Origin of the sequence: Rhodococcus sp. PvP016 (genome assembly GCF_017832185.1) — a bacterium.
In the GTDB taxonomy this organism is placed as follows: domain Bacteria; phylum Actinomycetota; class Actinomycetes; order Mycobacteriales; family Mycobacteriaceae; genus Rhodococcoides.
Genome location: NZ_JAFIBH010000001.1, coordinates 3548239 through 3566753 on the forward strand (window position 1 = coordinate 3548239; position 18515 = coordinate 3566753).

Consider the following 18515-nt stretch of genomic DNA (forward strand, 5'->3'; position numbering starts at 1 on the left):
TCGGTGAGCAGCTCACGCGCATCGAAGACTCCTGATCCGGTCCTCGCCGCGGGTGCGGTTCTGTGGAGGCCGGGGCCCGAGGGCGACGAGCCGGTGGTGGCGTTGGTGCATCGACCGCGCTACGACGACTGGTCCCTTCCCAAGGGCAAGGTCGAGGCCGACGAGGTACCCGCGGTCGCTGCCGTTCGAGAAGTGTGGGAGGAGACCGGTTTCCGGTGCGTTCTCGGACACGGTCTCGGAACCACCACCTATCCGCTCCCGCGCTCGAAGAAGATCAAGCAGGTCGACTACTGGGCCGCTCGAGTCGTGGACGGCGAGTTCGTCGTCAACGACGAGGTCGACGATCTGCGGTGGCTCACACCCGCAGAGGCCCGCGATCTCGCGACCTACGAGGTAGACCGGGACGTCGTCGGTCGTTTCGCGCAGCACCCGGTGCCGACGAGTACGGCTGTGCTGGTGCGCCATGCGCGGGCCGGGAGCAAGGCGCGCTACAAGGGAGATGACGCCGAACGGCCTCTGGACAGCGTCGGTGTCCGCCAGGCAGCAGCACTGGTTCCTCTGATCCAGGCCTACGGCGGCACCGACGGATTCACCGCCGAGCGTGCTCGGTGCGTCCAGACCATCGCGCCGTGGGCCGAGTCCGTCGGAGTCGATCTGGCCCTGGAGCCCACGCTGACCGAGGAGGGGTACGCGCAGTTACCCGACAAGGGACGTCAGCGCGCACGCGAGATCATCGCCTCGACGTCCGGCGTCCCGGTGATCTGCAGTCAGGGCAAGGTGATTCCCAACCTGATGGAGTGGTGGGCCGAGAGCGACGGCGTCGAACTCTCCCGCACTCGATCGCGCAAGGCGAGCGTCTGGGTGCTCAGCTTCGTCGGTGGTGTCCTGGTGGCAGCGGACTACACCGATTCGCCACTCCCGCGTAGCCGGCACGACTGAACAGCCGGTACGACCGACCCGAACACGAAGGAGCCCCGGACCATCGGTCCGGGGCTCCTTCGTGTCGAACGGGAACGTTACTTGCGTGCAGTACGTTTCGCCGGAGCCTTCTTGGCGGGCGCCTTCTTCGCGGGCGCGGCCTTCTTGGCAGGGGTGGTCTTCTTGGCTGCGGTCTTGGCCGGTGCCTTCGTCGCCGTGGTCTTCTTCGCGGCGGCCGGGGTGGTCTTCTTGGCTGCGGTCTTGGCCGGTGCCTTGGTGGCGGTGGTCTTCTTGGCTGCGGTCTTGGCCGGTGCCTTGGTGGCGGTGGTCTTCTTCGCTGCGGTCTTGGCCGGTGCCTTGGTGGCGGTGGTCTTCTTCGCCGCCGTCTTGGCGGGAGCCTTGGTCGCCGCCTTCGCCGGAGCCTTGGCCGCGGTCTTCTTCGCCGCTGCCGTCTTCTTCGCTGCCGCAGTCTTCTTCGCGGGGGCTGCGGAGGCGCCACGCTTCACGGCGGGACCCGTGGCGGACAACTTCTGGCCACCGGCGATGACGGCCTTGAACTGAGCACCGGGACGGAACGCGGGAACGGACGTCGGCTTGACCTTGACGGTCTCGCCGGTGCGCGGGTTACGAGCGACGCGGGCTGCACGGCGACGCTGCTCGAAGACACCGAAGCCGGTGATGGTGACCGACTCGCCGCGGTGCACGGCGCGCACGATGATGTCGACGATGTTCTCGACAGCGTCCGTGGCGCTCCGGCGATCCGCGCCTGTCTTCTCGGTCAGGGCGTCGATCAGTTCTGCCTTGTTCATCGGTGATTCCTCCGCATACTGATTGGCCCGTCGTCGGACCGACTGAGTACCACGGTAAACCGGAAATGCGCACGAGTCCACGAGCCACGCCAAAACAGTCTGTTCGGCTGTAATCATCGCAGCCACAATGAGTGTCGCGGGTAGGGCCTTTTCGGCCCGGAATCACCGAGCCTGATCGGGCGCCGGAAGTGTCTTCGGCTTCCATTCCGGGCGGGACTTCTCGAACTCGGAAATGGCCTCTACCTGGCGTAACGTCAGCGCGACGTCGTCCAGACCCTCCAGCAGACGCCACCTCGTGTAGTCGTCAATATCGAAGCGCACCACCAGTGTTCCGGCGCTGATCGTCTTCGTCTCGAGGTCGACGGTGAGTTCCGTCCCGGGGCGCTCGTCCAGCAATTTCCACAGCAGTTCCACATCCGATTGCTCGACAACGGCGGCCAGCAGACCCGCCTTTCCGGCGTTTCCGCGAAAGATGTCGGCGAATCTGGACGCGATCACGGCCCGGAATCCGTAGTCCGAGAGTGCCCACACGGCGTGCTCCCGAGAGGACCCGGTACCGAAATCAGGTCCGGCGACGAGGACCGAACCCTTGTCGAACGGCGGAGTGTTGAGGACGAAACCGGGATCGGTGCGCCACCCCGCGAACAGCCCGTCCTCGAAACCCGTTCGGGTCACGCGCTTGAGGTACACGGCGGGGATGATCTGGTCGGTGTCGACGTTGCTGCGGCGCAGCGGGACACCGATTCCGGTGTGCGTGGTGAACGATTCCATGACGAGCTCCTGACGGGGTGTACGGGGGACGGGGCGGAAGGACTGTCGGTCGACTCAGCCGAGATCGGCGGGAGCCGACAACCGTCCACGCACCGCGGTGGCGGCGGCGACCGCCGGCGAGACGAGGTGCGTACGGCCGCCCTTGCCCTGGCGCCCTTCGAAGTTGCGGTTCGACGTCGAGGCCGAACGCTCACCCGGAGCGAGCTGATCGGGATTCATTCCGAGACACATCGAGCACCCCGCCTGGCGCCATTCCGCCCCTGCGGCAGTGAAGATCGCGCCCAGTCCCTCGTCCTCGGCCTGTGCGCGCACACGCATCGAGCCGGGGACGACGAGCATCCGCACACCGTCGGCAACGGTACGGCCGTCCAAGATCTTCGCTGCCACACGGAGATCCTCGATCCGACCGTTGGTGCAGGACCCGAGGAAGACGGTGTCGACCGCAATGTCGCGCAACGGCGTGCCCGGCTCGAGACCCATGTAGGTGAGCGCCTTCTCGGCGGACTGACTCTCGCCCTCGTCGAGGATCTCGGCCGGATCGGGTACCGACGCACTGAGGGGTGCGCCCTGACCGGGGTTGGTGCCCCACGTGACGAACGGAGTCAGCGCCGACCCGTCGATCCGCACTTCCTTGTCGAAGACGGCACCGTCGTCCGTGACGAGCGTCGACCAGTCGGCGACGGCCTGCTCCCACAGCTCACCGGAGGGAGCGTGTGGCCGACCCTTGATGTACTCGAACGTGATCTCGTCGGGGGCGATCATGCCCGCACGCGCGCCCGCCTCGATGGACATGTTGCAGATGGTCATCCGCGCTTCCATCGACATCTTCCGGATGGCTTCACCGCGGTACTCGATGACGTAGCCCTGCCCACCACCCGTACCGATCTGCGCGATGACCGCCAGGATCAGATCCTTGCTGCCGACGTCGTCACCGAGTTCGCCGTCCACCGTGACCGACATGGTCTTGAAGGGGCGCAACGACAATGTCTGGGTCGCGAGCACGTGCTCGACCTCGCTGGTGCCGATACCCATCGCGAGAGCGCCGAACGCACCGTGCGTCGAGGTGTGGCTGTCCCCGCACACGACGGTGGTTCCCGGCTGGGTCAGGCCGAGCTGGGGCCCGATGATGTGCACGATGCCCTGCTCGATGTCGCCCATCGAGTGCAGGCGGATGCCGAACTCCTCGCAGTTGCGCCGCAGGGTGTCCACCTGCGTACGGGAGACGAGATCCGCGATCGGCTGGTCGATGTCGACCGTCGGGACGTTGTGGTCCTCCGTCGCGATCGTCAGATCGGGCCGTCGCACTGGCCGACCGGCCAGACGCAGTCCGTCGAACGCCTGCGGGCTGGTGACCTCGTGAACGAGGTGGAGATCGATGTAGACGAGATCCGGCTTGGTCGCGTCACCCTCACCACCGCCGCGAACGACGACGTGCTGATCCCAGACCTTCTCCGCCAGGGTCTTCGCTGCCATGACTCCACCTTTCGACCGACGACGATCACCATCTCACGTTGTGAGACGCTAGTATCGCTACATGGGACAGCATAGCGGCATCGGCGTTCTGGACAAAGCAATGAGCGTTCTGCAGGCTGCGTCACTCGAACCGTGCAGCCTCGCCGACCTGTGTTCCGCCACCGGGCTCCCCCGCGCCACCGCGCATCGGCTCGCCATCGGACTCGAGACGCATCGCATGCTCAGCCGCGACGCCGACGGACTGTGGCGGCCGGGGCCGGCGCTCGCCGAACTGGCGCACACCGCCGAGGATCCCCTTCTCGACGCCGCGGCCACGGTACTGCCACGGCTGCGCGAGATCACCGGGGAGAGCGTGCAGGTCTACCGCATCGACGGCACGGTGCGCGTGTGCGTGGCAGCCATGGAACCTCCCACCGGGCTGCGGGACACCGTGCTCGTCGGCGCCCGCCTCCCCCTCACCGCCGGCTCCGGCGCCAAGGTGCTGCTGGCGTGGGCCGACCCGGCACTGCAGCGCACCGTCCTCCCCGACGCCGCCTTCGGTGAGCGGGTGCTCGCCGAGGTGCGTAAGCGCGGCTGGGCACAGAGCGCCGCCGAGCGCGAACCCGGCGTCGCCAGCGTCGCCGCACCGATTCGCGGACGCGACGACCGTGTGGTCGCCGCGATCTCCGTGTCCGGCCCTATCGACCGCATGGGACGCCGTCCCGGAGCACGCTGGGCCGCCGATCTTCTCGCGGCCGCGGAGGCCGTGCAGAAACGCCTCTGAGGCGAGGCGCCGGCCGGGTCACCGAAACTCGTGCACCGTCGGTCGCGGCGTGGACAGCCAGTTCCTCACGTTGCCCCGGTGCAGGCGCAGCACACCGCCCACCATGCCCACCGCGGACTTGGCGAGGTACTTGCGGTTGCCCATCATCTCGATGGCGGTGGCTCGGCCGAAGTGGTTGATGAACGCGCGCTCGGTGACATAACTGCCGAATCCCTCTGCTGCAGCGCGGATGCAGAAGTCGACGTCCGCACCCCACCCCGTGGACCCGAAGTTGCGTTCGTCGTACCCGCCGAGCGCCAGCCAGGTGTCCTTCGTGATGGTCATGGCGGTTCCGTCCACGGCGTAGCACTTGCGGTACCTGTCGACCGGTACGTAGTCCTCCGCCGGCCCGGAGTACGTCGTCTTCATGTCCCGGTGGCCGTAGGCGTCGTCGTAGACGGGCACGACGATGCCCGCATCCGACGGCAGTTGCGGGTCGGTCACCGCGTCGAGGAACCCGCGGGACAACCGCGTGTCGTTGTTCAGCGTCATCGCATGGGTGTGGCCGTCGCTGAAGGCGATGCGGAACCCGAGGTTCGATCCGCCGGCCCAGCCGAGGTTGCGGCCGGGCGTGACGACGCGCTCGTCGGCGAGCGGGGTGTAGTCACCGCGATTGTCGATGATCACGAAGGTGGCGTTCTCGCGTCGCAGATCCTGGACCACAGCGTGGGTGTAGTCGATCTGGCCGTAGACGGGAACAGCGATGAGTAGTGAGGACACCCAGTGAACCTACGACACACCGACACGGCCCCACCACCGGAGCGGGAGGGTGCGGCTCCCCCGGAAACGACTCGAGGACCACCGCATCGCGGTGGTCCTCGAATGTTGTAGCCCCGACGGGATTCGAACCCGCGCTACCGCCTTGAGAGGGCGGCGTCCTAGGCCGCTAGACGACGGGGCCAGGATCTTCATCTGTGAATCAGGTGGAGCAACCGGAAGAGCATAACCGGCCGAGAGCATCCGACGAAATCGGGTGTTTCTCTGCTGGGGTACCAGGACTCGAACCTAGAATGGCGGTACCAGAAACCGCTGTGTTGCCAATTACACCATACCCCAATGGCCTGGTCCGGACGCGTTCTCCGGGCCGTTTCGAGCCGTGGAGAACACTACCAAACACCATCCCGCATTCACCAAATCGGCTGGTCAGCGGGCTGGGTCGGTCGACTGCGACCCGTCGGGCCCACCGAAGGTGACCTCGATCTCCTCGAAACCCTTGCTTCGCTGCGCCTCGGCCTGCGCCGTGTACGCGTCCCTGTCACCGTCGGTCAGTTCGACGTTGTCCGTGAACGGGGTGAGCAGAGCGCGCGGGTGCAACCTGTCGGTCCGCACGACGTTCACCTCGATGCACAGGACCAGCACCAGCGAGGAGATGTAGAGGAACGCGAGCAGCCCGAGGACGATCGCGAACACACCGTTGGTCGTGTCCGCACCGCCGACGACGCGTTGAACGTACAGCCCACCGAAGGACTGCAGGGCCTGCCACAGCAGCGCGCCGATGACGGCGCCGGGAAGCACGTCGCGCACGCTCACCGCACGCGTGGTCCCGAGCCGGAACGCCACGACGAACGTGGCGGTGTTGAGCACGATCGCCGCGATCGTGACGAGCACCTGCGCGATCGTGCCGAAGAAGCCCGCCGCGTTGAAACCGTTCAGGACCGTGACGCCGATGACGGCCGTCCCGACGGTCAGCAGCAGGCCGAAGCCGCGCACGCGCGCGCGGACAGGATCGGGGCGATCGTTCTTCGGGACGGACCAGGCGACGTTCATCGCGTTCTGCGCGGCCACCGCCACACCCAGGCCGCCGTAGAGCGATCCCAGGACACCGATGACGATGGCCCCGGTCCCCCCGCTCAGCCCTTCCGGTTGGCCGAGTTGTTCGCCGATCAACGGGATCTGGCTCATGGCCGAATCGATGATCCGTTGCTGCAGTTCGGGATCGCCGGCCAGGACGATGCCCAGGACGGTCGAGAACAGCAGCAGCAACGGGAACAGCGAGATGAAACCGAAGTAGGCGATGAGTGCCGCCAGGTAGCCGCCCTGGTCGTCGAAGAACTTGTAGAACACGGCCAACGGAAATCCCATGGCGGGGTGCCGCTGCTGAAACTTGTCGATCCGATCGGTGAAGCTCATCACCACACCCTTTCGCCCGAACGGATCCGAGTCACCTCAGACGATCGACGCACGGGCCGACCGCAACCGGGCCAGCGTCAGCTCCCGGCCCAGCAGCACCATCGACTCGTACAGCGGTGGGCTGATGTGGGAACCGGTCACCGCCACGCGCACCGGCGCGAACGCCTTGCGCGGCTTGAGCTCCATCTCGTCGATGAGCGCGACCTTGAGAGCCGACTCCAAGGCCTCCGCGGTCCACTCCGCTGCGCCCTCCACGGCGCGCACCGTGGCGTCCAGGACGGGTGCCGCGTCGGCGCCCAGATTCTTGGCTGCCGACGCCGGATCGACCGTGAACTCCGCGGCGGGGGCCAGCAGGAACTTCAGCAGTCCCCAGGCGTCGGACAGCACGACGATGCGCGTCTGCACCAGTTCCGCTGCCTCGGCGAACGCCGCGTCCGACACCCCGATCGGATGGCCGTGCGTCTCGAGGTACGCCCGCAGGCGCGCAGCGAAGTCGGCCGGCTCGAGCAGCCGGATGTGTTCGGCATTGATGGCGTCGGCCTTCTTCTGATCGAAGCGGGCCGGGTTCGAGTTGACCGTCGAGATGTCGAAGGCACCCACCATCTCGTCGAGCGAGAAGACATCGCGGTCCTCGGAGAAACCCCACCCGAGGAGGGCCAGGTAGTTCAGCAGACCTTCGGGGACGAACCCGCGCTCCCGGTGCAGGAAGAGATCCGCCTCGGGGTCGCGCTTCGACAGCTTCTTGTTGCCCTGCCCCATCACGAACGGCAGGTGCCCGAACTCCGGGACACGTTCCGCCACACCGATGCGCACGAGGGCGTCGTACAGCGCGATCTGACGCGGAGTCGAGGACAGCAGGTCCTCACCGCGCAGGACGTGCGTGATCTTCATCAGCGCGTCGTCCACGGGGTTCACCAACGTGTACAGCGGGACACCGTTGCCGCGGGTGAGCGCGAAGTCCGGAACGGTGCCGGCGCGGAACGTCGTCTCGCCGCGCACGAGGTCGTTCCACGACAGATCGTGATCGGGCATACGCAACCTGATGACGGGCTTGCGTCCCTCGGCGCGGAAGGCCTCCCGCTGCTCATCGGTCAACGTGCGGTCGTGATTGTCGAAGCCCAACTTCGGATCTCGGCCGGCCGCGAGATGCCTCGCCTCCACCTCCTCCGGTGTGGAGAAGCTCTCGTACGCCTCCCCCGCGTCGACGAGTTGCTGCACCACGGCGAGGTGCTGATCACGGCGCAACGACTGCCGGTACGGCTCGTACGGCCCACCGACCTCGGGACCCTCGTCCCAGTCGAGTCCGAGCCACCGCAGCGCGTCGAGCAGCGCCTGGTAAGACTCCTCGGAATCACGTGCGGCGTCGGTGTCCTCGATGCGGAACACGAACGCGCCGCCGTGATGGCGGGCGAACGCCCAGTTGAACAGTGCCGTGCGCACCAGCCCGACGTGCGGGGTTCCGGTGGGCGACGGGCAGAACCGGACGCGGACGTCGGATGCGGGAACGCTCGCGGCGGTCACTTGTCCACCACCGGATTGGTCAGCGTGCCGATGCCCTCGATCTCGACGGACACGCTCTCGCCCGCCACGATCGGCCCCACGCCTTCCGGGGTGCCGGTCAGGATGACGTCGCCGGGAAGCAGAGTCATCACCGACGAGATCCACTCGATGATCTTCGGCACGTCGTGCAGCAGGAGCGAGGTGCGACTGTTCTGCTTCACCGCACCGTCCACCGTGGTGGTCAGAGCGAGATCCGAGGCGTCGAGCGCGGTCTCGATCCAGGGGCCGAGTGGGCAGAAGGTGTCGTAACCCTTGGCGCGGGTCCACTGACCGTCGTGGCGCTGGTTGTCGCGGGCCGTGACGTCGTTCGCGACGGTGTAGCCGAGCACCACATCGAGAGCGCGTGCTGCCGGAACGTCCTTGCACGGACGGCCGATGACCACCGCGAGCTCACCTTCGAAGTGAACCTCGGACGACGTCGGCGGACGCACGATGTTCGCACCGGGTCCGACGATGGACGTGTTGGGCTTGATGAAGATCACCGGGTCCTCGGGTGCGTCCGAGCCCATCTCCGCGGCGTGCGCCGCGTAGTTCTTGCCGATGCAGATCACCTTGCTGGCGAGAATGGGCGCCAGCAGGCGGACGTCGGCCAGGGACCAGCTCCGGCCGGTGAAGGTGGGTGTGCCGAAGGGATGTTCCGCGATCTCTCGCGCCGTCCTCTCGTCCCCGTCGCCTTCGATGGCGACGAATGCAACACCGTCGGGACTCGCTACTCGACCAAGACGCATGGCGGAAGTCTATCGAGCGGCATCGAGCGGACACCGGCGGGCGACGAACGACGACGCGCGCGGGGTAGCATCGGCGACCGGGAGTTCAACATACGAGAATGCTGTCCCACATGATGAGAACGGAGCCGGCATGAGTCGCGTCCAGCGCTACACCACGTCCACGGCGGGTCGGTGGGCGATGCTCGTGATCGGCATGCTCGCGACGGCCTCCACGGCACTTCTCCTGAACGGCGCCGCCTTCCTCATCCCCGCACTGCGGGATCAGCGCGGACTCTCGCTCGCGTCGGCGGGTCTGGTCGTGGCGATGCCGACGGCCGGCATCGTCCTGACGCTGTTCGCGTGGGGTGCCGTCGTCGACCGCGTGGGCGAACGGCGGTCCCTCATCGCCGGTTCCGTGCTGACGTCGGTGGCCGCCTTCTGCGCCGCCGCGACGGAGTCCACGGTCGCGCTGGCCGTCTTCCTGCTGCTCGGCGGCATGGCTGCCGCCAGCGTGAACTCCGCCACCGGACGCGTGGTGGTGGGGTGGTTCCCTCCCCACCGCCGCGGCCTGGCCATGGGCATCCGGCAGATGTCTCTCCCTCTCGGAGTCGCACTGTCCGCGTTGCTGATTCCCGGTATTGCCCGCGATCACGGGGTGGGAACCGCGATGCTCCTTCCCGCGGTCGCGTCCGCCCTCTCCGCTCTCGCCTGCGTCGTCGGCGTGTTCGATCCGCCGCGGCCCTCCCGATCCGCCGCCTCGAGTGCCGACCTCCTTGCCAACCCCTACCGCGGGCGTCGCGATCTCTGGCGCATACACGGCGCCTCGGTCGCGCTGGTGGTGCCGCAGTACGTGGTGTGGACGTTCGCCCTCGTCTGGCTCGTGGACCAACGGACGTGGTCCCCCGAGGCCGCCGGTGTCCTCATCACCGTCTCGCAGATACTCGGAGCAGGCGGGCGCATCGCCGCCGGCGCCGTCTCGGACCGGGTGGGCAGCAGGCTCGGACCGATGCGGTGGGTCGCCGTCGGCGTCGTCGTCGTGATGGCCGCGCTGGCGATCGCGGACGCCCTGGGCCTCGCGGCATCGGTGGTGATACTCGTGGTCGCGTCGGTGGCGACGGTGTCACCCAACGGGCTCGCGTTCACCGCCGTGGCCGAGCGGGCGGGTCCGTTCTGGAGCGGGCGGGCACTCGGCGCGCAGAACACCAGTCAGTTCATCGCCGCGTCGGCGGTTCCCCCGGCATTCGGCGCCCTGATCACGCACACGTCGTACGCGGTGGCGTTCGGGGCGTCCGCGGCTATCGCGCTTCTCGCGGTACCGACCATTCCGCGAGAAGCGCGAGACCGACTACACCAGTGAGGCGATCCGATCGCCGATCGTCGCGGTCGTACCCGGATCCCCGGCGGTGCGCGTCGCGAGGTCCTGCGCGACGGCGGACTCGACGCGCTCCGCCGCCTCGGTCTCGCCGAGATGTGCGAGGAGGAGCGACACCGACAGGATGGCGGCCGTCGGATCGGCGATTCCTTTGCCGGCGATGTCCGGCGCACTGCCGTGCACGGGCTCGAACATGCTCGGATTCGTCCGCGTCGCATCGATGTTCGCGCTCGCGGCCAGACCGATACCACCGGCGACCGCGGCCGCGAGATCGGTGATGATGTCGCCGAAGAGATTGTCGGTGACGATCACGTCGAAGCGGCCCGGGTCGGTCACCAGGTGGATCGTCGCCGCGTCGATGTGCTGGTACGCCACCTCGACGTCGGGGAACTCGGCCGCCACCTCGTCGACCGTCCGCTTCCACAGCGATCCTGCGAACCCCAGCACGTTCGTCTTGTGCAGCAGCGTCACGTGCTTGCGACGACCCATCGCTCGGGCGAAGCCGTCCCGGACCACGCGCTCCACACCGAATCGCGTGTTGAGGCTGACCTCGGTGGCGACCTCGTGCGGAGTGCCGACGCGGATGGCGCCGCCGTTGCCCGTGTACGGGCCCTCGGTGCCCTCCCGTACGACGACGATGTCGACCGGCTTGTTGCCCGCCAACGGACCGACGACACCCGGGTACAGCTTGGACGGCCGCAGGTTGATGTGGTGATCCAGCGCGAATCGCGCGGTCAGCAACAGCCCGCGCTCGAGCACACCGCTGGGCACCGACGGATCACCGATGGCGCCGAGCAGGATGGCGTCGTGGCCGCGGAGTTCCTCGAGCACCGACGGCGGCAGGATCTCCCCCGTCGCGTGATAGCGCCGTGCACCCAGGTCGTACTCCGTCGTCTCCGCACCGGGCGCGACCACCTCGAGCACCTTGAGTGCCTCGGCCACCACCTCCGGTCCGATGCCGTCTCCGGCCACGACACCCAGCTTCATCGAAGTCCCCTCGTTCGGCGTCGACATCAGGACAGGTCGACCAGCTCGATGGTCGTCGCGCCCACGGAGGCGGCGATGGCGTCCCGAACGTCCTGCGCCACATCACGATCGACGCGCAGCAGGATGGTGGCACCGCCACCCTCCGCATCCTGGCTGAGTGCCGCGGCGGCGATGTCGACACCGGCGTCGCCCAGGGCGGTGCCGATGCGTCCGAGCGAGCCGGGACGGTCGTCGTACGTCACGATGAGGTTCTTGCCCTCGGCGCGCAGATCGAAGTTGCGGCCGTTGATGTTGACGATCTTCTCCACGTGCTGCGGACCGGTGAGGGTGCCCGCGACGTTGACGACGGTCCCGTCGCCGTAGACCGCACGGACGTCGACGACGCTCCGGTGGTTGGGGCTCTCGCTGGCCTTGGTCACGTCGGCCGTGACGCCACGCTCCTCGGCGAGCGACGGCGCGTTGACGAAGGTGACCGCGTCCTCGATGACGGCGGAGAACAGTCCCCGCAGCGCCGACAGCTTGAGGATGTCGACGTCCTCGGACGCCAGCTCACCACGCACGTCGACGGACAGCGACGTCGGGAGCTCGTCCGACAGGGCACCCAGCAGGACGCCCTGCTTGCGCACGATGTCGAGCCACGGCGCGACCTCCTCGCCCACGGCGCCGCCGGAGACGTTCACGGCGTCGGGCACGAACTCGCCGGCGAGGGCGAGCAGGACGGACTTGGCGACGTCGGTGCCGGCACGGTCCTGGGCCTCGGTGGTCGACGCACCGAGATGCGGGGTGACGACGACCTGCGGGAGCTCGAACAGCGGGCTGTCGGTGCACGGCTCGCTCGCGTAGACGTCGATACCCGCGGCGAAGACGTGGCCGCTGGTGATCGCGTCGGCGAGAGCCTGCTCGTCGACCAGTCCACCGCGGGCGGCGTTGACGACGATGACGCCCTTCTTGGTCCGGGCGAGCGCCTCCTTGCCGATCAGACCCTTGGTCTCGGGGGTCTTCGGCAGGTGCACGGAGAACATGTCGGCGCGCTCGAGAAGCTCGTCGAGGCTGACCAGCTCGATGCCGAGCTGGGCCGCACGAGCCGGGGAGACGTAGGGGTCGTACGCGATGATGTGCGTCTCGAACGCGGCGAGACGCTGCGCGAAGAGCTGACCGATGCGGCCGAGCCCGACCACACCGACGGTCTTGCCGAAGATCTCGACGCCGTTGAACGTGCTGCGCTTCCACTCGTGCCGACGCAGCGTGGCATCGGCGGCGGGAATCTGGCGGGCAGCCGAGAGCAGCAGCGTCACCGCGTGCTCGGCGGCGGTGTGGATGTTGGACGTGGGGGCGTTGACGACGAGCACGCCGCGCTCGGTGGCTGCGGGGACGTCGACGTTGTCCAGGCCGACGCCGGCGCGGGCGACGATCTTGAGCTTGCTACCGGCAGCGAGCACCTCGGCGTCGACCGTGGTCGCGGAGCGGACCAGGATGGCGTCCGCGTCGGGAACCGCGGCCAGGAGGGCCGGGCGATCCGGACCGTCCACCCACCGGACCTCGACACCGTCGCCGAGAGCCTCGACGGTGGACTGCGCAAGTTTGTCGGCGATGAGTACGACGGGGCGGCCTGGCTGGCTCACGTGGAGAACTCCCTGATCAGGTGACGGAGAAGAGGTGTGGTTCCGAATTCGTGCGGGCGTCAGCCTAATGGCCGAGCCGCGACCCGACGCAGGGCACCCGAAGTCGAGGAACTCGACCGCGGGTGCCCCGTGTCAGGAATGCGAGAGTCAGGCCGTCTCGGTGATGGGACGGTCGACCCAGCTCATGAGGTCGCGCAGCTTCTTGCCGGTGACCTCGATGGGGTGCTCGGCGTTCTGCTTGCGCAGGCCCTCGAGCTCGGTGTTGCCGTTCTCGACGTTGGCGACGAGGCGCTTGGTGAACTCGCCCGACTGGATGTCGGCCAGGATCGCCTTCATGCGCTCCTTGGTGCCGGCGTCGATGACGCGCGGCCCGGAGAGGTAGCCGCCGAACTCCGCGGTGTCGGACACCGAGTAGTTCATGCGCGCGATGCCGCCCTCGTACATGAGGTCGACGATGAGCTTGAGCTCGTGCAGGACCTCGAAGTACGCCATCTCGGGCGCGTAGCCGGCCTCGACCATGACCTCGAAGCCGGTCTTCACCAGCTCCTCGGTACCGCCGCACAGCACGGCCTGCTCGCCGAAGAGGTCGGTCTCGGTCTCTTCCTTGAACGTGGTCTTGATGACGCCGGCACGCGTGCCGCCGATGCCGCGGGCGTAGGACAGCGCGAGAGCCTGGCCCTCACCCTTCGGATCCTGGTCGACGGCGATGAGGGCGGGAACGCCCTTGCCGTCGACGAACTGACGACGCACGAGGTGACCGGGTCCCTTGGGGGCGACCATGCCGACGGTGATGTTGGCCGGGGCCTCGATCAGCTTGAAGTGGATGTTCAGGCCGTGACCGAAGAACAGCGCGTCGCCGTCCTTGAGGTTGGGCTCGATGTCGTCCTTGAAGATCTGTGCCTGGGCGGTGTCCGGGGCGAGCAGCATGATGACGTCGGCCCACTCGGAGACTTCCGCCGGCGTGCCCACGCCGAGGCCCTGCTCGGCAGCCTTGTCACGCGACTTGGAGCCTTCCTTCAGACCGATACGGACGTCGACGCCCGAGTCGCGCAGGCTGAGCGAGTGCGCATGGCCCTGGCTTCCGTATCCGATCACAGCGACCTTGCGGCCCTGGATGATCGAGAGATCGGCATCGTCGTCGTAGAACATCTCGACTGCCACTGTGGTTTCCTCCTACATCTGTCCCGGTCGCATGTGACCGGGTAATCGAAACTACTGGGTTGGGTGACTAGCGGGACGCGGTGATGGACTTCGGTCCACGACCCACCGCGACGACGCCGGACTGGACGATCTCGCGAACACCGTACGGGTCGAGCATCCGGAGCAACGCCTCGAGCTTCGAGCGGGTACCGGTCGCCTCGACGGTGACTGCCTCCGGCGAGACGTCGATGACCTTGGCGCGGAACAAGTTCACCGTCTCGATGACCTCGCTCCGCACGCTCGCGTCGGCACGGACCTTGATGAGCACGAGCTCACGGGCGACCGACGAGTCGGCTTCCTGCTCGACGATCTTGATGACGTTGACGAGCTTGTTCAGCTGCTTCGTCACCTGCTCGAGCGGGAACTCGTCGACCGTCACGACGATGGTCATGCGCGAGATCTCGGGAACCTCGGTGCCGCCCACCGCGAGGGAGGCGATGTTGAACCCGCGGCGCGAGAACAGCGACGCCACGCGTGCGAGCACGCCCGGCTTGTCCTCGACGAGAACGCTCAGGGTGTGACTGGTGCTCACAGGTCGATGCCTTTCGAATTGGCGCCCTGGGCCGCCTCGGTGACGTCGCCGACCGAGCCGGGCTCCTGCGCCGCTTCCTCGTCGTTGTCGAACAGCGGACGGATGCCGCGGGCGGCCATGATCTCGGAGTTGCCGGTGCCCGCAGCGACCATGGGCCACACCTGGGCGTCCTTGCCGACGATGAAGTCGATGACGACGGGGCGATCGTTGATCGCACGCGCCTGCGCGATCACCGCATCGACGTCCTCCTCGCGCTCGCACCGCAGTCCGACGCATCCCAGCGCCTCGGCGAGCTTGAGGAAGTCGGGGATGCGGACGGCGCCGTGCGTGCCCAGCTCGGTGTTGGAGTAGCGCTCCTCGTAGAAGAGCGTCTGCCACTGCCGCACCATGCCGAGGTTGCCGTTGTTGATGACGGCCACCTTGATCGGGATGCCCTCGACCGCGCAGGTCGCGAGCTCCTGGTTGGTCATCTGGAAGCAGCCGTCCCCGTCGATGGCCCAGACCTCGGTGTCGGGCAGACCCATCTTGGCGCCCATCGCGGCCGGGACCGCGTAGCCCATCGTGCCGAGTCCACCCGAGTTGAGCCACGTCCGCGGCTTCTCGTAACTGATGAACTGGGCGGCCCACATCTGGTGCTGTCCGACGCCGGCGCAGTAGATCGCGTCGGGTCCGGCGAACTTGCCGATCGACTGGATCACGAACTCGGGCGACATCGCGCCGTCCGACGGACGGTCGTAGCTCAGCGGGTAGGTGCGCCGGACGTTGTCGAGGTAAGCCCACCAGTCGGTGAGATCCAGCGCGGTGCCGGTGGCCTGGTCCGCGCGGATCGCCTCGATCAGCTCGACGATGACCTCGCGGCAGTCACCCACGATCGGCACGTCGGCGAACCGGTTCTTGCCGATCTCGGCGGGATCGATGTCCGCGTGGACCACCTTCGCCTCGGGGGCGAACGAGTCGAGCTGTCCGGTCACGCGGTCGTCGAAGCGAGCGCCGAGCGTGATGAGCAGATCACTCTTCTGCAGTGCGGCGACCGCGGCGACCGTTCCGTGCATGCCGGGCATGCCGAGGTTCAGGTCGTGACTGTCCGGGAAGACGCCCCGCGCCATCAGCGTCGTCACGACGGGGATGCCGGTGAGCTCCGCCAGCTCGAGCAGCTCGGGCGACGAGTTCGACTTGATGATGCCGCCGCCGCAGTACAGCACCGGCTTCTTCGCTGCCGCGATGAGCCGCGCGGCCTCACGCACCTGCTTGCCGTGCGGCTTCGTCACCGGGCGGTAGCCCGGCAGCTTCATCTCCGGCGGCCACGAGAAGGTGGTCTGCGCCTGCAGGACGTCCTTCGGGATGTCGACGAGCACCGCGCCCGGTCGTCCGGAGGACGCCAGGTAGAAGGCCTCGGCGATCATGCGCGGGATGTCGAGCGGGTCGGTGATGAGGAAGTTGTGCTTGGTGACGGGCATGGTGATGCCCGAGATGTCGGCTTCCTGGAAGGCGTCGGTACCGATCAGAGCGCGACCGACCTGTCCGGTGATGGCGACGACCGGGACGGAGTCCATCTGCGCGTCGGCCAGCGGCGTCACCAGGTTGGTGGCGCCGGGACCGGACGTCGCGATGCAGACGCCGACGCGGCCGGTGGCCTGCGCGTAGCCGGTGGCGGCGTGGCCGGCACCCTGCTCGTGGCGCACCAGCACGTGCCGGACCTTCGCCGAGTCGAGCAGCGGATCGTAGACGGGAAGTACGGCACCACCGGGAATGCCGAAGACGACGTCGACCTCGAGCTCCTCGAGTGCGCGGACGACGGACTTCGCTCCGGTCACGCGCTCGGGCGGGAGGGGACGACGCTGCGGCGTCGCGGACGGAGTGGGACGATCGGCGGCGGGCGGAGCCTTGCGTGGTGCCGGGCCGGGCCGGGCGGTGGGTGCGCTCACTGGTGCTTCCTTAGAACTTCATCCGGGCAAGAAAAAACCCTCGCCAGCAGATGCTGTACGAGGGTGGCGCGTCGTGGCTGAGCGTGAAGACGTTTCGGCTCAGGCGACGACGCGCCTGCCGATTACGAGGAACTCTTCACGCTTCACGCGTGTGACGTTAGGCGCGTGATGCGGTGCCAGTCAAACTTACCGAACTCGTTGTCCCATTATGTGGGATGGCGTTATGCAGTGCGAAGATGGAGGGGTGTCGTCTTCGCAGCAGTCCGAACCACCGGTGACAGTCTCCCATACCGAGAGCCCCACTTCCGACGCCTCCCCCGCGGCCCCCACGGTGTTCCGCATCCCGGCCCTGGCGCTGTCCGGAGTGGCGCTGTTCCTGTTCGGGGTCACGTTCCCCGTGGTCGGGGCGCCGGAACTCTTCGGGTGGATGCTCGCGCTCCCGGTCCTGCTGGGGTACTGGATCATCCGCGTCCGCACCACCGTCACTCCGGAGCAGTTCGTCTCGCGCCGGGCGTTCCGTTCCACGACGGTGCCGTGGTCGTCCGTCACGGGACTGCTGTTCCCGAAGCTCGGGTGGGGCAAGGCGACCCTCGAGGACGGCTCGACCGTTCGGATGCCCGGCGTGACCGTGGACAAGCTCCCGCTGCTCTCCGCGGCGAGCGGCGGCGCGGTGCCGGATCCGTCGCCCGTCGAGGAGCCTGTTCGCGACGAACCGGTCGAGGCCGAGTCCGCCGCTGACGTCGAGCAGGACGAAGCCGAACCGCGGGCCTGAACGACCACAACTCGGCCGATCCGACGGATTTCCGTCGATTCGACCGAGTTGCGGGCAGTGGGGCACGGTTCGATCAGGCGAAGGGGTCGGCGCCGTTCAGGAAGATCCACAGCGCCGCAGCGCCGCCGATGCCGATGGCCAATGCAAGGAACGACCCGATGAAGGGTCGGCGCGCCCAGCCACGTCCGCCGTCCACGGCGATCCGTCCGGGCCCCGTGAGAATGATCGACGCCGATGCCAGCACCAGCAACGTCTCGTACTCGACACCCGCGGGGGCGAAGAACTGCAACCCGGGCTCGCCCACCTGACGCACGAGCCAGGCGTTGATCATGACGGCCAGGACGGCGGCCCCCGCGAGCGGCGTGGCCAGGCCGAGAATCAGCAGCGCACCGCCGGCGACCTCACCGACCGCGCCGAGAATGGACAGCAGACGTGCCTGGTCGTACCCCGACCCGGCGACGATCTCCTGGAAGCCCGAGAGCCCGGGACCGTCGAACCACCCCGTGAGCTTCTGCAGGCCGTGGACCAGCACGATCGCGCCGACGCTCACGCGCAGGATCAGCAGTCCGAGATCGAGCGTGCCGCGACGCTCCGGAACCACCTCGGGCCGCACCTCCGCGGGGGTCGCGGTGCGATCGGTGCCGGCCACCGGGATCGCACGCGTCGCGCTGTCGTCGTACGCGGGTTCGGTGCGCCCCGCCGTCGCCGCGGTGTCACCGGCGTAGGTGGGGAGCTTCTCGGTGGGATGCGCGGTGCGCGACCGGTCGGCGTCGAGCTCGTCGTCGGTGCGCGGGAGCTGTGATCCGCTGCCCCCGCCTATCCGCTCGGTCGGCTGGTCGTAGGGACTCGCCGCCGGCTCGTAACCGGACGGGGAACGGCCTGTGTCTTCGGACTTCTCACTCACGTGCCTCAGCGTAGATGCGGCGGGCCCGTTC

17 protein-coding genes and 2 tRNA genes are annotated in these 18515 nt (G+C 67.9%); 4 read left to right on the top strand and 15 right to left on the bottom strand.

The features are described 5' to 3' along the window. Positions 1 to 3: 3 nt before the first annotated feature. Positions 4 to 939 (top strand): NUDIX hydrolase, encoded by a 936-nt coding sequence (locus tag JOE30_RS16510; protein WP_204867947.1) that lies wholly within the window; start codon positions 4 to 6, stop codon positions 937 to 939. A gap of 77 nt (positions 940 to 1016) precedes the next feature. On the opposite strand, the gene JOE30_RS16515 is transcribed toward JOE30_RS16510, so the two are convergent. The 3 genes from JOE30_RS16515 to leuC form a co-directional block, all read right to left on the bottom strand. Then, a complete protein-coding gene (locus tag JOE30_RS16515) occupies positions 1017 to 1727 on the bottom strand; it encodes an HU family DNA-binding protein (protein ID WP_204867949.1) in 711 nt (236 codons plus the stop codon). Between the two features lie 162 nt (positions 1728 to 1889). Continuing rightward, entirely contained in the window at positions 1890 to 2498 is a 609-nt protein-coding gene (gene leuD / locus JOE30_RS16520; protein ID WP_027507004.1) for a 3-isopropylmalate dehydratase small subunit, read from the bottom strand. A 54-nt stretch (positions 2499 to 2552) separates the two neighbouring features. Then, positions 2553 to 3971: a 3-isopropylmalate dehydratase large subunit gene (leuC, locus tag JOE30_RS16525; RefSeq protein WP_204867952.1), complete on the bottom strand. Its 1419-nt coding sequence runs from the start codon at positions 3969 to 3971 to the stop codon at positions 2553 to 2555. Between the two features lie 61 nt (positions 3972 to 4032). On the opposite strand from leuC, the gene JOE30_RS16530 reads away from it, so the two are divergent. Further along, positions 4033 to 4734, top strand: a complete 702-nt coding sequence (locus JOE30_RS16530) for an IclR family transcriptional regulator (RefSeq protein ID WP_204867955.1) — start codon at positions 4033 to 4035, stop codon at positions 4732 to 4734. Positions 4735 to 4752: 18 nt separating this feature from the next. Here the strand turns inward: JOE30_RS16530 and JOE30_RS16535 are convergent, their stop codons facing one another. The 6 genes from JOE30_RS16535 to JOE30_RS16560 form a co-directional block, all read right to left on the bottom strand. After that, entirely contained in the window at positions 4753 to 5493 is a 741-nt protein-coding gene (locus JOE30_RS16535) for a glycosyltransferase family 2 protein (RefSeq protein ID WP_204867957.1), read from the bottom strand. 108 nt (positions 5494 to 5601) lie between these two features. Further along, positions 5602 to 5674, bottom strand: a tRNA-Glu gene (locus JOE30_RS16540). An 83-nt stretch (positions 5675 to 5757) separates the two neighbouring features. Then, a tRNA-Gln gene (locus JOE30_RS16545) sits at positions 5758 to 5829 on the bottom strand. Between the two features lie 87 nt (positions 5830 to 5916). Next, complete coding sequence (locus tag JOE30_RS16550) at positions 5917 to 6903, bottom strand: YihY/virulence factor BrkB family protein (protein ID WP_204867959.1); 987 nt, start codon at positions 6901 to 6903, stop codon at positions 5917 to 5919. A gap of 36 nt (positions 6904 to 6939) precedes the next feature. Then, complete coding sequence (gene gltX, locus JOE30_RS16555) at positions 6940 to 8424, bottom strand: glutamate--tRNA ligase (RefSeq protein WP_204867961.1); 1485 nt, start codon at positions 8422 to 8424, stop codon at positions 6940 to 6942. Then, positions 8421 to 9191 (bottom strand): fumarylacetoacetate hydrolase family protein, encoded by a 771-nt coding sequence (locus tag JOE30_RS16560; protein WP_204867964.1) that lies wholly within the window; start codon positions 9189 to 9191, stop codon positions 8421 to 8423. The genes gltX and JOE30_RS16560 overlap by 4 nt, the downstream gene beginning before the upstream one ends. A gap of 130 nt (positions 9192 to 9321) precedes the next feature. Between JOE30_RS16560 and JOE30_RS16565 the strand changes: the two genes are divergently transcribed. Beyond that, on the top strand, positions 9322 to 10527 hold the full coding sequence (locus tag JOE30_RS16565) for an MFS transporter (RefSeq protein ID WP_204867966.1): 1206 nt from the start codon (positions 9322 to 9324) through the stop codon (positions 10525 to 10527). Here the strand turns inward: JOE30_RS16565 and JOE30_RS16570 are convergent. The 5 genes from JOE30_RS16570 to JOE30_RS16590 form a co-directional block, all read right to left on the bottom strand. Beyond that, positions 10516 to 11529: a 3-isopropylmalate dehydrogenase gene (locus JOE30_RS16570; protein ID WP_204867969.1), complete on the bottom strand. Its 1014-nt coding sequence runs from the start codon at positions 11527 to 11529 to the stop codon at positions 10516 to 10518. The two genes, JOE30_RS16565 and JOE30_RS16570, sit on opposite strands and share 12 nt — an antisense overlap. A 26-nt stretch (positions 11530 to 11555) precedes the next feature. Continuing rightward, the gene (gene serA, locus JOE30_RS16575; protein WP_204867971.1) at positions 11556 to 13151 is read right to left on the bottom strand and encodes a phosphoglycerate dehydrogenase; all 1596 of its coding nucleotides are present in this window, start codon (positions 13149 to 13151) and stop codon (positions 11556 to 11558) included. A gap of 147 nt (positions 13152 to 13298) precedes the next feature. Continuing rightward, entirely contained in the window at positions 13299 to 14300 is a 1002-nt protein-coding gene (gene ilvC / locus JOE30_RS16580) for a ketol-acid reductoisomerase (RefSeq protein ID WP_027507014.1), read from the bottom strand. A 79-nt stretch (positions 14301 to 14379) separates the two neighbouring features. Then, positions 14380 to 14883, bottom strand: coding sequence for an acetolactate synthase small subunit (ilvN, locus tag JOE30_RS16585; RefSeq protein WP_027507015.1), 504 nt, complete (start codon positions 14881 to 14883; stop codon positions 14380 to 14382). After that, the gene (locus JOE30_RS16590; RefSeq protein WP_204867972.1) at positions 14880 to 16808 is read right to left on the bottom strand and encodes an acetolactate synthase large subunit; all 1929 of its coding nucleotides are present in this window, start codon (positions 16806 to 16808) and stop codon (positions 14880 to 14882) included. The genes ilvN and JOE30_RS16590 overlap by 4 nt, the downstream gene beginning before the upstream one ends. Positions 16809 to 17082: 274 nt before the next feature. On the opposite strand from JOE30_RS16590, the gene JOE30_RS16595 reads away from it, so the two are divergent. Next, on the top strand, positions 17083 to 17580 hold the full coding sequence (locus JOE30_RS16595; RefSeq protein WP_204867973.1) for a PH domain-containing protein: 498 nt from the start codon (positions 17083 to 17085) through the stop codon (positions 17578 to 17580). A gap of 73 nt (positions 17581 to 17653) precedes the next feature. On the opposite strand, the gene JOE30_RS16600 is transcribed toward JOE30_RS16595, so the two are convergent. After that, the gene (locus tag JOE30_RS16600; protein ID WP_307806207.1) at positions 17654 to 18484 is read right to left on the bottom strand and encodes a DoxX family protein; all 831 of its coding nucleotides are present in this window, start codon (positions 18482 to 18484) and stop codon (positions 17654 to 17656) included. Positions 18485 to 18515: the final 31 nt, after the last annotated feature.